The sequence below is a fragment of the Clostridium kluyveri DSM 555 genome (assembly GCF_000016505.1).
GTDB lineage: Bacteria > Bacillota > Clostridia > Clostridiales > Clostridiaceae > Clostridium_B > Clostridium_B kluyveri.
In genome coordinates, this window is the sequence record NC_009706.1 from 3,378,126 (window position 1) to 3,393,377 (window position 15,252).

The window sequence follows — 15,252 nt, forward strand, 5'->3', positions numbered from 1 at the left end:
AACTACCCTCTCTTAAGAATGTGGATGGTAGGATTATTAAATACAATTTTAGCTACTTCATATATATCTTCTTTTTTTATAGTTTCAATCTTTTCTATATCATTAATAAGTTTGTATATATCTTCTCCCTTTATGGATTGATGTAAAACATAATTTCCCATGTCCGTGGGATCTTCAAGAGTAAAAACTACCGCCGTTTTTAATACTTTTTTCATTAAACCAACCATATCATCCTTAAAAATTATATCTCCATTTTTAACCTTATCAATACAATCTTCAATAACGTCAACAGCAGTTTTTAAATTTTCCTCTCCTACAGAGGTATACACATACAAGGTTTTTACACCCTCATCCAAATCCAAATCTGTATAAACATCATAAGCAAGTCCTCTTTCTTCTCTTAATTTTGTAAACAATATAGAATTATTACTACCCCCAAATTTATGATTTAATATTCTAAGAGCCAACTCCTGCTTTTCACTTAACCCGTTAAATGTAAAGAGATACAAAATGGTACTTTGCTCTATATCCTTTTTAGAAGAAATTTTTTTGCGAGGTGTATTATATTCAAATATTATATTATTATGTTTAACCTCTTTACTTTTCCATTTATTAAAATACTTATAGATTAACTGATAGACTTTTTCATGTCCATAAGATGAAACTATTGATATATAACAATTGTTAGGTACATAATATTTACTATAGAATTCAACTAAATCTTCTCTTGTAAACTTGCTTATATCTTTCTCATTTCCAGCCACATTGTATCTAAGTGCACTTTTCTTAAAAGCTATTTTATTTATTCTATCGAAACTATAATCTTCTATATCATCTTTACTACTTCTTATCTCTGATAATATAACTTCCCTTTCCTTTTCAATTTCTTCTTGGGGAAATGTAGAATTCATGAGCATATCAGAAATAATATCTACAGACTTTTCTAATTCTTCCCTTAGGGATGTGGCACTATACACCGTGGAAGTATTATCTGTATAAGCATTATATTCTCCCCCTAGGGTTTCCAAATCTATATTCAATTTCTTATTGTTCCTAGACACAGTACCCTTGAAAAGCATATGTTCTATAAAATGAGATATACCTCTTTCATTGTTACTTTCATACAGAGCCCCTATATTAACTGCTGCATGAAAAGCCGCTAGCTTAGTATCTTTTTTTATTGTAATGAGTTTTATTCCATTTGGTAAAACTCTTTGTCTAGCATCAAACATATTAATTCTCCTTTTAAGATATAAAGTTTTAGTACATTCTATTATAAATTATATCGCTACAGATAAAAAGTATTTAAAAATTAAATTAAAATTTGATAATATGTATATACTATGATATGATAAACTTTGCTTTGTAATATAAAAAAGAAAGAGGAATATTAATGAAAAATATTAGTTTTAACGATTTAAATTTACATCCTAAGGTTTTTGAGGCCATAGATAATATGGGATTTGAAGAACCATCACAAATTCAAGCAGAATCTATTCCTGTAATATTGGAAGGAAATGATATTATAGGTCAAGCACAAACAGGTACTGGGAAAACTTTAGCTTTTGGAGCACCAATGTTAAGCAAAATAACTCCTAAAAACAAACATATTTCTGCCCTTATACTCACTCCTACAAGAGAACTAGCTATTCAAGTCAATGATGAATTATCTAGAATCGCTAAATTTATGAAAATATTATTACTCCCTATATACGGTGGTCAACCCATAGAAAGACAAATAAAATCCTTAAAAAGAGGTATAAACATAGTAGTAGGTACCCCTGGAAGAATACTAGATCACCTTCACAGAAAAACCCTTGATTTAAGTAACATAGAATTTTTAACAATAGATGAAGCAGATGAAATGCTGGATATGGGATTTATAGAAGATATAGAAGAAATAATAAAAGCCTCAAACCCAAACAGACAGACTCTACTCTTTTCCGCCACTATGCCAGATCAAGTTAAAAGATTAGCTTCCAAGTATATGAGTTCAAATACAAAATATATAACAATAGCTAAAAATACACTAACTGTAGAGAAAACAAAACAATATTACTATGAAATAAAACACAAGGACAGATTTGAATCTTTGTGTAGAATTTTAGACGTAGATGAACCTTCAAGTGCTATAATATTTTGTAAAACCAAACGTGGTGTGGATGAATTAGTGGAAAGTATGCAGGCCAGAGGATATAACGTAGAAGGCATGCACGGCGACATGGGGCAAAATCAGAGACTAAATACTCTCAGAAAATTCAAAGAAGGTTCTTTGGACTTTTTAGTAGCTACAGATGTGGCTGCAAGAGGTATAGATGTAGAAAATGTTTCCCATGTTATAAATTACGATCTTCCACAAGATACGGAATCCTATGTACATAGAATAGGTAGAACAGGAAGAGCCAATAAAGAAGGTATTGCTTATTCTCTGGTAACCCCTAGAGAGTATATATTATTAAAGCAGATAGAAAAGTTCACTAAAAGTAAAATAAAAAGAAAAGACATACCTACTATAGATGAAATATTTGAAGCCAAATATAAAAACATAGAAGAAAAAATCAAAAAAGTTATATCAGAAAACAATTATAAAAACTTTATTCCTATAGCTACAGAACTAGATGAAGAGTATAACCTGGTAGATGTAGCGGCCTCTCTCATGAAAATAATTTTTGACAAGGAGTTAAGTTTTGATTATAAAGAAAATTCCATAGGTATAGAAGATAATAATGTAAGATTATTCTTCTCCATAGGAAGAATGGATAATATAACTCCGAGAAAATTGATAAAATTTATAAATGAAACTTCTTCAGTAGAAGCATATGAAATAGGTGATATAGATATATTAAACAAATTTACTTTTATAAATGTTCCTGAAAGGGTGGCATCTATTATATTAAAGAAATCCAATGGTAAAAAACTTCAAAGCAGAAGAGTTTCTGTAGAACTTGCAAAAAGCAAGAAAAATTAATATATATGCATAATTCGCCTACTTTTAGGGACATAATAGTGCCTTTAAGTATATAAAGTAATTAACTAAGCCCTATGTACCAAAATTTAATTTTAAAGGTTTTAGGGCTTTTGTAATGCTTATTTGGATTCCTGGTAAATTTTATAATCAATACTTTCAAAAATGTTGTCTAATGCTTCTAACTGTGACAAATACTTTAAATCAATTGCATTTTTAGTTATACTATCATAAAGCTTATTGAATCTATCTACATGATTATTTATTCTTTTAACGGCATATTCTACAGCAGTATTATTTTTTATAATAAAAGGCCAATCTGAGGATTCTGCAAGCATTAATTCACGAGCTGCCTGATTCAAAGCCCTCCTTTGTAAGTCTGTAGAATTTGTATAGGTATTAGAAAGTCTCACCATCTGTTCCCCGCATTTATGTATTTCTCTATATATCCACTGATTATGTGGATTTATCCACACGGAAAAGTCTCCATTTTCTCCCCAACTAGAAGGACAGGGACTTGAACATTGAACTATAGGATATTTTTTTAAATAGTCCATGGGAGAAATTAATTTGTAATTACAATTATTTTGCATGGTTTTTCTTATGAATTCATCTATAAAATCAGGTCCTTCAAACCACCAATGTCCAAATAGTTCTGTATCATAAGGACATACTATTATAGGAGGCTGATCCATATGTTCACTAAGTTTATCGATTTGTTCCACCCTGCATTTAAAAAAATGTTCTCCATGCTCTTTTATCTTTTCTAAAGCTCTTTTCCTATTGTAATATTCCTTGTTATCTGTATTACCAGTTATTCTGTAGTATTTTATTCCAGTGTCAATTCTAATCTTATTCTCATTTATATAAGGTTCTATATACTCTAAAGGGAGTTCATATCCTATATCCCTATAAAATTCCCTATAATTAAAATCTCCGGGATAACCCATAAAGTCACTCCACACCTGATAAGATGATTCCACATCCCTTCCAAATACAGAAATTCCATTTGGAAGGGCAATAGGTGCATAAACGCCATATCTGGACTTAGGAGAGGCATTTACAAGTGCTTTATTCTCTGCTATAAAATATTTAATTCCAAATTCCTTAAGTACATAATCCAATGAATAGGTATAGGCGCATTCAGGAAGCCATATTCCATCTGGAACATGACCCATGTGCTCCAGATAACATTGAACCCCCACCCCTATTTGTGCCTTAACCGATTCTGGATTTATGGCAAGCAAAGGTAAAAGTCCATGGGTAGCAGAGCTGGCTAACACTTCTAAGTACCCCAGTCTATGAAACTTTCTAAAGGCATTCATTATATTGTAATCATAATTTTTGTAAACACCTAATATTTTACAAAATCTTTCATTATAAAACTTGGCAAGTACAGCAAGTTCTTTATTATATTTTGTTCTCTTTATCTCCTTTTCAGAGAGCTCTATAGATTTTTTTAAATACTGTAAATATCTTTTATTTAAATATTCATCTTCTAACATAGTCATTAAAGTAGGTGTTATAGACATAGTTATCTTAAAATCTACATGATCTTTTATAAGCTTATCATATATACTTATAAGTGGTATATAACATTCACTGATACCTTCAAATAACCATCTTTCCTCTAGTGGATCTTTTAAATCTGGATGTCTTATAAAAGGCATATGACTGTGAAGTATAATTGAAATATATCCTTTAGTCATTTTAGCCCTCCTCTAGAAGAAGTTAAACTATATTTATTCTCTAACTCTTCCATATATTTATCTATAAATTTATTGTATCCACCTTCATCCTTGAATATTAATTCTGGATATTTAATTTTTTTTTCCTCTCGTAAAGTTATTAGAAAACTCTTTCTTTAGATTGGATATATCAGTTTGAGAAACATCCAGAAAATAAAGAGAATTATCTAAAGACTTGCTGTTCCTTGGAGTTGTTACTGTATTTGAAACTGCAAATTCAACAAATTTGTTACCTGATATAATTCTGCCCAGCTTTACAAAAAGATCCATATCATCCTTTTCAATATCTATATACCAGCTATCTGCAAAGGGGTCTACCAATATTGTCTTTATATTCTTACCTATTCCATTTTCTACAGAATAAACCTTTATAACTGGTTTTGAGTTTATCCATAGTGCTTCTCCATATCTATCTTCAAATTCTTTTACTGTCATAGATGATACATTATAATAACAAAATATTCTATGAGAATTTTGAACCATAAGCACTAAAGAAGTTTTTTCATCACCTCTCAATGAATTCACTCCCTTCATTAATAATAATTACATTATACCTATAAATTCCAAATATGTCACTTATAAATTAAAATATATGTCCTAAAATTTTATAATTCTTTTAACATTCATATGAAAAAAGCATGTTACAAGCAAATTCCTGGATCTAAGAATCCCTTGCTTCATCTTCACATACATCAATCCATTGTCCATCTACTAGTTCTTTAATTTGTTGTGGATTTATCTTAAGAGCAAATTCCTTTGAGCCAGCTGCAGGATATACATATGGAAAATTCTCTACAGAAATATCTATGTAAACTTTTAAAGATTTCTTTAAGCCAAAAGGACATAGTCCCCCTACAGGGTGACCTGTATTCTCTAAAACTTCATCATGATTTAACATTTTAGCTTTAGTTTTAAAAATCTTTTTAAATTTTTTATTGCTAACTCTTAAATCTCCTCTCATAACTATAAGTATATCTTCATCCTTAATCTTAAAGGCCAAGGTTTTTGCTATATATTTGGGGTCTGTATGTATAGTCTCCGCTGCCTGCTGTACAGTGGCGCCACTGTCTGGAAGCTTAAATACAGGATTCTCCAAATTTCTATTTAAAAAGTAGTTAACGACATTTTCTACACTCATCTTTAATTCCTCCAATTTTATTAAAATTTCTTATTATAAGCTTTAAAAATTAAAATTTTAAAAGCCCCCTGCAGATAAGCTACAAGAGGTTTTACATACTTCTTCATTTTTCTTATCTCTCAGGTAATACCTGCTGGAATTAGCACCTTAAATATTCAGGTTGCCGGACATCATAGGGCCAGTCCCTCCGTCTCTCAAAATAAGAATTTTACTATTTAATTTCATACATGATAACAAAACAACAAATATTTGTCAACATCAATGCTGCTAATTCGCACAAAAAAGGAGCTCTATATAAACTCCCACAACTTATGTAGTAATAAAAATATTCCGCTATTAAATATATTCATTATAATAACTTTTCTACCTCTACGTCATAGTTTCCATCAGGTGATATAACTGTTGCCTTATCTCCCACCTTTAATCTAAAAAGAGCTTTTCCCAAAGGGGATTCTATACTTATCCTCATATTTTTAACATCTGATTCCACAGAACTTACCAGTGTTACTTCTTCAACTTCGTCTACATCATAAAATTTTACTAAAGCAGTCCTATTTATATCAAACACATCTGTTTCCAATGAGCTCTCTATTATTACAGCATTTTTAAGTTGATATTCAAGTTCTTGTATTCTAGTTTCAGTCATAGATTGATCCTCTTTAGCTGCACTGTAATCAGCATTTTCACTAAGGTCTCCCTGTGCCCTAGCAGCTTTTAATGCAGCTTTTATTTCTACTCTTTTCACCGTTTTTAAATACTCTAATTCTTCTTCCAGTTTTTTCTTACCAGCTTCCGTCAAAATTACATCTTGCATAAAACTCACCTACATTCCAAATTTTATAAGTTTCTATTCTATAAATCATGAAACTTCTACAAACTTAAAAACCTTTATACAGTTATTTACTTTACTATTTTATTATAAGATATATAAAAATAAATAACAAGTGAAAGGCAAATAAAGTAGGAATAGTTTAATTCCTGCTTTACCTTACAATTATGGATTATTTTAATATGCTCTTTAAATTTTACTCTGCAGTAGAGATAGGCTTAATTGAAAATTTATCTAAAATAATTTCATTTTATCAACCTACATGCTTATAGTGGGTAACCTATATTGTAGAATAGAATTAAAATTATATCTTTTTAGAATAATCTACTAATGTATTGGCAATAATTTAAAGTATTATTTTAAAGATATACTTTATGCATCTTTAAATAAAAAGGAGGATTAAAAAATGTCAATGCCAGCTCACATAGGCATAATTCCAGATGGAAATAGAAGATGGGCACTGAAAAATGGTATGGCAAAGGAAAATGGTTATAATTTTGGTTTAAAACCTGGTATAGAGTTATTTAAATTATGTGAAAAATTAGGCATAAAAGAATTAACTTATTATGGGTTTACTACAGATAATACGAAACGTCCTGCCCCTCAAACCAAAGCATTTACTAGGGCCTGTATAGAAGCTGTAAAAATTTTATCTAAAGAAAATGCTTCTCTTTTAGTAGTAGGCAATTCAGATTCTCCTATGTTCCCTAAATCACTTCTTCCTTATACAGTCAGAAAAAAGTTTGGAACAGGAGGAATAAAAATTAATTTTTTAGTAAACTATGGTTGGGAATGGGATTTAAGTAGTGTAAAAAATCTTGGAACTACAAACAGAACTTCCATAATGTGTAATCTTAATTCCAGTGATATAACTAGAATAGATTTAATTATACGCTGGGGAGGACGAAGAAGACTCAGCGGATTTCTTCCTGTTCAATCAGTATACTCAGATTTTTATATGATAGAGGACTACTGGCCAGATTTTAAACCTGAACATTTAATGCAAGCTCTTAAATGGTATAGGCATCAGGATATAACTTTGGGAGGATAGATATCCGAAAAGATCAATTTTTAAGAAGGCGGGGATATTGGCTGATTCTATCATTTGAATAAATTTTTCCACTTATATGTTATGATTTTTTGAAGATACTATATATGAGGTGATAAAAATCATGCCAAAGAATAAAGAAAAAATTAAGCAGCCAATTGTAGAAAATCACCAAACAGCCTCCTGGGCAAATATATATAAAACCAAGCCAACTTCAGAAGTACCCCTACCAAATAAAGTAGAAGTTGAAAATGCTAAAGAATGGGTAGACAGTAATGAAAAATAGATTAAAGGCCGTATTAAAGCGGCCTTTAATCTATTTTTACATTTCAGATAATTTTTTATATATTCCATATCTATCTGCAGCATTTCTTTCTGCAAGGCTGAAAAGACCTTCCGCCCTTTCTGGAAAAATATTTTTCAATGAAGAAAATCTCACTTCTCCATCTATATATTCTTTGAAAGAAGCTTTTGGTTCTTTAGAATCTAAAACAAAAGGATTTTTACCTTCCATTTTTAGAGCAGGGTTAAATCTATATAAGTGCCAGTATCCACACTCCACTGCTTTTTTCTCTTCAGCCATGCTAGTTCCCATCCCTGTCTTTATACCATGATTTATACATGGTGAATAAGCTATTATAAGAGATGGTCCTTTATAATTTTCAGCTTCTACTATTGTCTTTATAGTATGATTCATATTAGCGCCCATGGAAATCTGAGCTACATATACATATCCATAACTCATTGCCATAAGTCCTAAATCTTTCTTTTTGGTCACTTTACCTGAAGCTGCAAATTTTGCTACAGCACCAGTCTGAGTTGCTTTAGAAGACTGACCTCCTGTATTTGAATAAACCTCCGTATCCATTACAAATAAATTCACATCTTCTCCTGAAGCCAATACATGATCTACACCCCCAAATCCAATATCATAAGCCCATCCATCTCCTCCCACTATCCAATGGGACTTTTTAGCCAAATAATCCTTCTTGTCAATTATTTCTTTTAATATAGGATCTTTTGAATGATCATAATTTTCAATGGCCTTTACTACTTTATCTGAAGCTATTTTGGATAAGCCACCCTCTTCCATGGTACTTACCCATTCATTAAAGGCCCCTTTTATATCATCATATTTACAATCTCTTAAGTAAGAAGTCATGAGAAACTTCAGTCTCTCCCTCATTTGTTTTACTGCCAAAAACATACCATAGCCATATTCTGCATTATCTTCAAACAGTGAATTTCCCCAGGAAGGTCCCTTTCCCTTTGAATTTTTAGTGTAAGCTATAGAAGGTGTACTAGCTCCCCATATGGAAGAACAGCCTGTAGCATTTGCAATCATCATTCTTTCACCGAACAACTGTGTAAGTAGTTTTATATAAGGAGTTTCTCCGCACCCAGGGCAAGCTCCATTAAATTCTAGAAGAGGTTTTATAAATTGGCTGCCCTTTAATGTATTTCTACTTATTAAATCTTCCTTTGGAGTTATTTTTAATGCATAGTCCCAATTCTCTGATTCAACGTCGACTTTCTCCTCTAAAGGCTTCATAACAAGTGCTTTTCCAGGTGCAGGACATATATCCGCACAATTTCCACATCCTGTACAATCCATAGGACTTACCTGTATTTTAAAATTCAATCCATCCAATCCGCTGCCCAGAGCTTTTTTGCTTTGGAATCCCTGTGGTGAATTTTTTACTTCTTCTTCATTTAAAAGAAAAGATCTTATGGTGGCATGAGGGCAAACCATTGCACACTGATTACACTGGATGCACTTATCAATTTGCCATTCTGGTATCATTACAGCTATACCTCTTTTTTCATAGGCCGTTGTTCCAAGAGGATATACTCCATCTGCTCTATCTAAAAATGCACTTACAGGTAAATCGTCTCCTTCATTCCTTGCCATTGGTTTTTGAATATCTTTAATAAAATCTGGAGCATCACAGGTTTCACTTTCATAATCCCTTGCATTTATCCAATCTACAGGTACAGCTACCTTTTTCAGAGCTTCTATGGCCCTATCCACGGCCATTTTATTCATTTCTACTATATTTTTACCTTTTCTTCCATAGGTCTTTTCCACAGATTCTTTCAAATACTTGAGGGCCTCATCTATAGGTATTACCTTAGCCAATTTGAAAAAAGCCGCCTGCATTACCATATTTATTCTTCCTCCAAGACCGATTTCCCTTGCAATTTTAACAGCATCTATAATATAGAATTCTATGTTGTTTTGAAAAATATATTTTTTCATATATGCCGGAAGTTTTTCTTCCAATTCTCTTTCCTCCCAAGGACAATTAAGCACAAAAGTGCCATTCTTTTTCAATCCTTTTAATATATTATAATTATATATAAAAGATTTATTATGGCATGCTACGTAGTCTGCGCTGTGCACAAGATAAGGAGATTTTATAAATTTTTTACCAAACCTCAAATGGGACACAGTAGTTCCTCCAGATTTTTTACTGTCATAAGAAAAATAAGCCTGAACATAAAGATCCGTATTATCTCCTATTATTTTTATAGCAGATTTATTGGCTCCTACAGTACCATCTGAACCTAGCCCCCAGAATTTACAGCTTATAGTTCCCTCTGGAGTGGTCTCTACTACCTTCTTCTCTTCCAGGGAAGTGTGGGTTACATCATCTATTATTCCAATAGTAAATCTATTTTTAGGTTCATTACTTACCATATTTTCAAATACGGCTAATATTTGAGAAGGGGTGGTATCTTTAGAGCCAAGTCCATATCTTCCACCTAATATAAAAGGTCTGTTATCTCTTTCATAAAATACTTTGCATACATCTAAATATAAAGGTTCGCCAATGGATCCTGGTTCCTTCGTCCTGTCCAGCACTGAAATAACTTTAACACTTGAAGGCAGTACCTTTAAAAAATGAACTGGTGAAAAAGGTCTGTAAAGATGCACTTTTATACACCCTACTTTCTTACCCTTTCCCATCAAATAATCTATAGTTTCTTCTATAGTATCACATACAGAACCCATAGCTATAATTATATGTTCAGCCTCCTCGTGTCCGTAATATTCAAAGGGTTTATAATTTTTCCCTGTTATTTTATTTATATCCTCCATATATCTTTCTACAATTTCAGGTACTTTATCATAAAACTTGTTTGAGACCTCTCTGCTTTGAAAATATATATCTGGATTTTGAGCTGTACCTCTTACTGTAGGATGCTCTGGATTTAAGGACCTATCTCTAAACTCCTGTATGGCATCATAATCTACCAGAGGCCTGATATCTTCATAATCTATAACTTTTATTTTTTGATACTCATGAGAAGTTCTAAATCCATCAAAAAAATGCAAAAACGGTACTTTGGATTTTATAGCACTTAGATGGGCCACAAAAGCTAAATCCATGGCCTCCTGAACGTTAGAAGATGCCAGGAGTGCAAATCCAGTCTGTCTGCAGGCCATAACATCCTGATGATCCCCAAAGATTGAAAGTGCATGAGCTGCAACTGCACGGGCACTTACATGAAATACTGCAGGCAGATGCTCTCCTGTCATTTTATACATATTGGGAATCATAAGTAAAAGTCCTTGTGAAGCTGTATATGTAGTAGTTAATGCACCTGCTATTAAAGAGCCATGTACTGCTCCCGCAGCTCCTGCCTCTGATTGCATTTCAGCTACTTTTACAGTCTGACCAAAAATATTCTTTTTTCCATGAGCCGCCCATTCATCTACCCCTTCAGCCATAGGCGTAGATGGTGTAATTGGATATATGGCAGCCACATCTGTAAAGGCATAAGAAGCATACGCTGCTGCTTCATTTCCATCCATAGTCTTGGTAATTTTATGCATAATTTATTACCCTCCTTTAGTATATATTCTTTTATCTATTATTTGAAATATAGAGATTCTCATGCATATAAACTATAAAAACATTTTATTTTCAAATAACTTAATCAAAACCAACTATTTCACATATACTATATACGTAGCTAATTTTTCTTATTGGGAGGCAGCATTTAAACTAATTTTAATTATCAATTGATAAAACATATCGCAGTGCTTATCTATTGACTTATTGGTGTTTTTGCTCTATTATAATAGGTATCTACATTTATCATTTGATAATTGTTGAACTTAAAAGGAGATGTTTTAAGTGAAAGAAAAGGTAAAAGTGGCTAAGCTTTCTATTTTATCTAATACCGGATTAATCGGCATTAAACTGGCAGCAGGATTGTCCACTGGCTCAGTTAGCATTATATCAGAAGCCATACACTCTACTATGGATCTAGCTGCATCCATAATAACATTTTTTTCTGTGAAAATATCATCTAAACCTGCAGATAAGCAGCATCCTTACGGACACGGTAAATTTGAGAATGTATCTGGTGTATTAGAGGCAGTATTGATCTTCATAGCATCCTTATGGATAATAATAGAGTCTGCCAAAAAATTAATAAATGGTCAGGAAGTTACTTCATCAAATATAGGTTTTATAGTTATGTTCTTATCTGCAGGCGTAAACTACCTGGTATCTAAAAAACTATATGACACATCAAAAAAAGTGGATTCCATAGCCCTGGAGGCAGATGCTCTTCACCTTAAGACTGATGTATATACTTCTTTGGGAGTAGGCGCTGGTTTATTTCTTATATGGATTACAGATCTCCATTTTTTAGATCCTATAATAGCCATATTTGTAGCTTTATTTATTTTAAAAGAAGCTTTCACTTTGTTGAAAGTTGCATTTGCCCCCTTGGTGGATGTAAAATTATGTGACAAGGAAATTGAACTCATAACTTCAATTTTAAATAGATACAACTTTAGATACTGTGACTTTCATAAGTTAAGGACTAGAAAATCAGGAGATAAGCGATATGTAGATCTTCATCTGGTATTTCCACAAGATATGTCTGTAAAAAATGCCCATGACATTTGTGATAAAATAGAAACAGAGATAGAACATTCTCTTAAAAATACAGAATGTATGATTCACTTAGAATCTTGTGATAACAATTGCAGGAACTGTCCCTTTCATACTGAATATACCTCAGCCAATACTTCAAGAGATGGGCATTGATGCACCCTTATCAAGTGATTCTTAGGTTCAGGTAGAGTTTGCTTATGAGAACTGCTTTTCTCCAGCTGAACTTTAGAAGAACTTATCCAGACGCATAGCAGTGCTTATCCCTCACTTTGATAGAAGATGGGGGTGTTAGCAGTGGTAGCGATCGGATAAAAATATAAAACAGATAGGAATTAATATCCTATCTGCTTTTAATGTCTTGTTTAGTTTTTATCTTCACTTAATGCTTTAATTAATCTATCAAGGTCTATTCCATGCACCAAGGAAGCTTCTCTTAATGTCTCAGATTGTGCAGAAGGGCATCCTACGCACCCCATTCCAAAATTCATAAGTTTCTGAGCATTTGCAGGATTCATTCTTATTACTTCTCCTACAGTAGTATCCTTATTAATTTTATCCATAATATTAACCTCTCTTTAATAGTTTTTTACTAAGTATATAGTTGTCTTTTTAATTATAATTATTATCTATTTTAATACTAAAATCACATCATATCAAGATTAAAATAATTTTTCTAATGAAAAAGATTATTATTTGCCATCCATCAATGTAAAACTGGAATTATCAACATGAAAATTGCTCTTTAATCCTTCTGTAATATATACTTCTTTATTCTTAGTTACAAATATGGCATCCAATCCCTTTATTGTTTTTACATACTTCATTCCTTTATCTACCCCCAAATAAAATATGTTTTTGGTCATAGCATCTGCATCTATGGAAACATTAGTAACTAAAGTAACGCTGGCCAGATTGTTATTCATAGGATACCCTGTAAATGGGTTTAATATGTGATGATATTTTTTACCGTTTTTTTCTAAATACCTTTCATATATACCCGAAGTAACTATAGTTTTATTAGTAACTTCTATAGTTCCCATTTCTTCTCCAGTGTCTTCAAAAGGATTCTGTATTCCTATCTTCCAGGGATTGCCATTCACATTATTATTTATGACAATTACATTTCCCCCTAAATTTATAATAGCATGTTTAACTCCTTCTTCTTTTAATATTCTGGCAGCTTCATCTGCTGAATATCCTTTAGCTATTCCCCCTAAATCTAAAGACATGCCTGGTCTAGCCAGCATTACTTTATGGCTTTTTTCATCTAATATAAGCTCCTTATAGTTTACTAATGCTTTTTTTTCATTAATTTCCTGCTGAGAGGGAACTTTGGCATGCTCTGTACCTATTCCCCAAAGTTTTACCAGAGGCCCAATAGTTATGTCAAAAGCTCCTGATGATTTCTCTGAATAGTACTTCCCTTTTTCTAGAACATAAAAAGTATCCTCTGATACTTTAACAAAATTTTTCCCTGCTGAATCTGCTACTGCATCTAATTCCGTACCAGATTTATTCACACTCATCTTATTCTCAATTTCTTTAATTCTATTAAAAGCTTTATCTATAACTGTATCCTTTTTATCATCATAGACAGTTATAGTACATATAGTACCCAACATGTATTCGGTTTTTGAAATAGGATCCACAGAAGAATAATTATTTACACATGAGCATAAAAAAATTACACAGACCACTATAATTGCAGTAAGAGCCATATATTTATTTCTTTTATAGGTCATCTTTATTTATCTCCCTTTAATTATCATTTAATGAATTCATAATCTACTTTGTAATTATAACACATAACATAACCATAGTAAGTATTTCTACTATTTCATTATTTGCTCCCAGTAAGTCTCCAGTGAGTCCTCCTGCTTTTCTATTACAGAATACATTAAACAAAAATGACATAAATAGCCCTGCAAATATTAATATAATCACATATATAAAATTCATATTCATTAAAAAAAACAAAGTAATTACCGTTATAAAAGCAGCCCAGAAAAGTTGCCACTTACCTATATTCTCTACGAATAAATTTCCAGAACCGGTGCTTTTAGCTGGTTTTCCTATAAAGGCTATAAAGACTATTGAAAATCTGGACATAACAGGTGCAATTATTATTATCAAAGAAAAGGAGGGTACTATAGAACAAAAAAAACTATATTTTAAAAGTATATCTATTATGATAGCCAAACAAGCATAGGTTCCTATTCTACTATCTTTCATAATTTCTATTATTTTGCCCTTCTCCTTAAAAGAAAAAAAACCATCACACATATCCCCCAGGCCATCTACATGCAGTGCACCCGTGAGTACTATACCCGCTAAAATTACAATAACAATAGAAACATTCAGTGAAAATATAATTATACACAATTTATATATAATCCACTGTATTCCCCCAACTATTACTCCTACAAGGGGCATAAAGCTAGCTCCCCTCCTGAAATTTTCTCTACGACAAAGCAAATTTCTATTAACTGGAATTCTAGTTAATAGTTGAAGTATTAAAAAGAAATCATTTAAAAGTTCTTTCATAATAATTTACCTTTCCATAATTAATCAAATACTGATATTATTTATTATATTATAACAATGTAGT

Annotated in this window: 13 protein-coding genes and 1 riboswitch; of the genes, 4 read left to right on the top strand and 9 right to left on the bottom strand. The window is 31.8% G+C overall.

The genetic code is table 11. From position 1 onward, the window contains the following. Window positions 1–2 precede the first annotated feature (2 nt). Entirely contained in the window at window positions 3–1,232 is a 1,230-nt protein-coding gene (locus tag CKL_RS16195; protein WP_012103663.1) for a M16 family metallopeptidase, read from the bottom strand. 161 nt (window positions 1,233–1,393) lie between these two features. Between CKL_RS16195 and CKL_RS16200 the strand changes: the two genes are divergently transcribed. Then, window positions 1,394–2,968, top strand: a complete 1,575-nt coding sequence (locus CKL_RS16200; protein ID WP_012103664.1) for a DEAD/DEAH box helicase — start codon at window positions 1,394–1,396, stop codon at window positions 2,966–2,968. A gap of 119 nt (window positions 2,969–3,087) precedes the next feature. Here the strand turns inward: CKL_RS16200 and CKL_RS16205 are convergent, their stop codons facing one another. The 4 genes from CKL_RS16205 to greA form a co-directional block, all read right to left on the bottom strand. Continuing rightward, window positions 3,088–4,674 (bottom strand): glycoside hydrolase family 57 protein, encoded by a 1,587-nt coding sequence (locus CKL_RS16205; protein WP_012103665.1) that lies wholly within the window; start codon window positions 4,672–4,674, stop codon window positions 3,088–3,090. Window positions 4,675–4,785: 111 nt separating this feature from the next. Then, window positions 4,786–5,238 (bottom strand): DUF4912 domain-containing protein, encoded by a 453-nt coding sequence (locus CKL_RS16210; RefSeq protein ID WP_423200907.1) that lies wholly within the window; start codon window positions 5,236–5,238, stop codon window positions 4,786–4,788. A gap of 136 nt (window positions 5,239–5,374) precedes the next feature. Next, window positions 5,375–5,851 carry a YbaK/EbsC family protein gene (locus CKL_RS16215; protein ID WP_012103667.1) on the bottom strand — a complete coding sequence of 159 codons (477 nt, stop codon included), beginning with the start codon at window positions 5,849–5,851 and terminating at the stop codon, window positions 5,375–5,377. Between the two features lie 109 nt (window positions 5,852–5,960). Next, window positions 5,961–6,057, bottom strand: a riboswitch (SAM riboswitch). 143 nt (window positions 6,058–6,200) lie between these two features. Then, window positions 6,201–6,665, bottom strand: coding sequence for a transcription elongation factor GreA (greA, locus tag CKL_RS16220; RefSeq protein ID WP_012103668.1), 465 nt, complete (start codon window positions 6,663–6,665; stop codon window positions 6,201–6,203). Between the two features lie 421 nt (window positions 6,666–7,086). On the opposite strand from greA, the gene CKL_RS16225 reads away from it, so the two are divergent. Both CKL_RS16225 and CKL_RS20055 read left to right on the top strand, forming a co-directional pair. Then, on the top strand, window positions 7,087–7,731 hold the full coding sequence (locus tag CKL_RS16225; RefSeq protein WP_012103669.1) for an undecaprenyl diphosphate synthase family protein: 645 nt from the start codon (window positions 7,087–7,089) through the stop codon (window positions 7,729–7,731). A gap of 121 nt (window positions 7,732–7,852) precedes the next feature. Further along, entirely contained in the window at window positions 7,853–8,014 is a 162-nt protein-coding gene (locus CKL_RS20055; RefSeq protein WP_070104655.1) for a CDIF630_02480 family spore surface protein, read from the top strand. A gap of 36 nt (window positions 8,015–8,050) precedes the next feature. On the opposite strand, the gene nifJ is transcribed toward CKL_RS20055, so the two are convergent. Then, complete coding sequence (gene nifJ, locus CKL_RS16230) at window positions 8,051–11,569, bottom strand: pyruvate:ferredoxin (flavodoxin) oxidoreductase (protein WP_012103670.1); 3,519 nt, start codon at window positions 11,567–11,569, stop codon at window positions 8,051–8,053. Between the two features lie 304 nt (window positions 11,570–11,873). Between nifJ and CKL_RS16235 the strand changes: the two genes are divergently transcribed. Continuing rightward, window positions 11,874–12,797: a cation diffusion facilitator family transporter gene (locus tag CKL_RS16235; RefSeq protein ID WP_012103671.1), complete on the top strand. Its 924-nt coding sequence runs from the start codon at window positions 11,874–11,876 to the stop codon at window positions 12,795–12,797. 209 nt (window positions 12,798–13,006) lie between these two features. Here the strand turns inward: CKL_RS16235 and CKL_RS16240 are convergent, their stop codons facing one another. From CKL_RS16240 to cobS, 3 genes are all read right to left on the bottom strand, one after another. Next, on the bottom strand, window positions 13,007–13,204 hold the full coding sequence (locus tag CKL_RS16240; RefSeq protein WP_012103672.1) for a DUF1858 domain-containing protein: 198 nt from the start codon (window positions 13,202–13,204) through the stop codon (window positions 13,007–13,009). Between the two features lie 129 nt (window positions 13,205–13,333). Continuing rightward, entirely contained in the window at window positions 13,334–14,386 is a 1,053-nt protein-coding gene (locus CKL_RS16245) for an FAD:protein FMN transferase (RefSeq protein ID WP_012103673.1), read from the bottom strand. 43 nt (window positions 14,387–14,429) lie between these two features. Further along, window positions 14,430–15,188: an adenosylcobinamide-GDP ribazoletransferase gene (gene cobS / locus CKL_RS16250; protein ID WP_012103674.1), complete on the bottom strand. Its 759-nt coding sequence runs from the start codon at window positions 15,186–15,188 to the stop codon at window positions 14,430–14,432. Window positions 15,189–15,252 lie beyond the last annotated feature (64 nt).

What these genes read in the sequence shown, in the direction of transcription:
- CKL_RS16225 (WP_012103669.1), top strand. Translation starts at nt 7,087, where the DNA reads ATGTCAATGCCAGCTCACATAGGCATAATTCCAGATGGAAATAGAAGA.
- cobS (WP_012103674.1), bottom strand. Translation starts at nt 15,188, where the DNA reads ATGAAAGAACTTTTAAATGATTTCTTTTTAATACTTCAACTATTAACT.
- CKL_RS20055 (WP_070104655.1), top strand. Translation starts at nt 7,853, where the DNA reads ATGCCAAAGAATAAAGAAAAAATTAAGCAGCCAATTGTAGAAAATCAC.
- CKL_RS16205 (WP_012103665.1), bottom strand. Translation starts at nt 4,674, where the DNA reads ATGACTAAAGGATATATTTCAATTATACTTCACAGTCATATGCCTTTT.
- nifJ (WP_012103670.1), bottom strand. Translation starts at nt 11,569, where the DNA reads ATGCATAAAATTACCAAGACTATGGATGGAAATGAAGCAGCAGCGTAT.
- CKL_RS16200 (WP_012103664.1), top strand. Translation starts at nt 1,394, where the DNA reads ATGAAAAATATTAGTTTTAACGATTTAAATTTACATCCTAAGGTTTTT.
- greA (WP_012103668.1), bottom strand. Translation starts at nt 6,665, where the DNA reads ATGCAAGATGTAATTTTGACGGAAGCTGGTAAGAAAAAACTGGAAGAA.
- CKL_RS16240 (WP_012103672.1), bottom strand. Translation starts at nt 13,204, where the DNA reads ATGGATAAAATTAATAAGGATACTACTGTAGGAGAAGTAATAAGAATG.
- CKL_RS16195 (WP_012103663.1), bottom strand. Translation starts at nt 1,232, where the DNA reads ATGTTTGATGCTAGACAAAGAGTTTTACCAAATGGAATAAAACTCATT.
- CKL_RS16215 (WP_012103667.1), bottom strand. Translation starts at nt 5,851, where the DNA reads ATGAGTGTAGAAAATGTCGTTAACTACTTTTTAAATAGAAATTTGGAG.
- CKL_RS16245 (WP_012103673.1), bottom strand. Translation starts at nt 14,386, where the DNA reads ATGACCTATAAAAGAAATAAATATATGGCTCTTACTGCAATTATAGTG.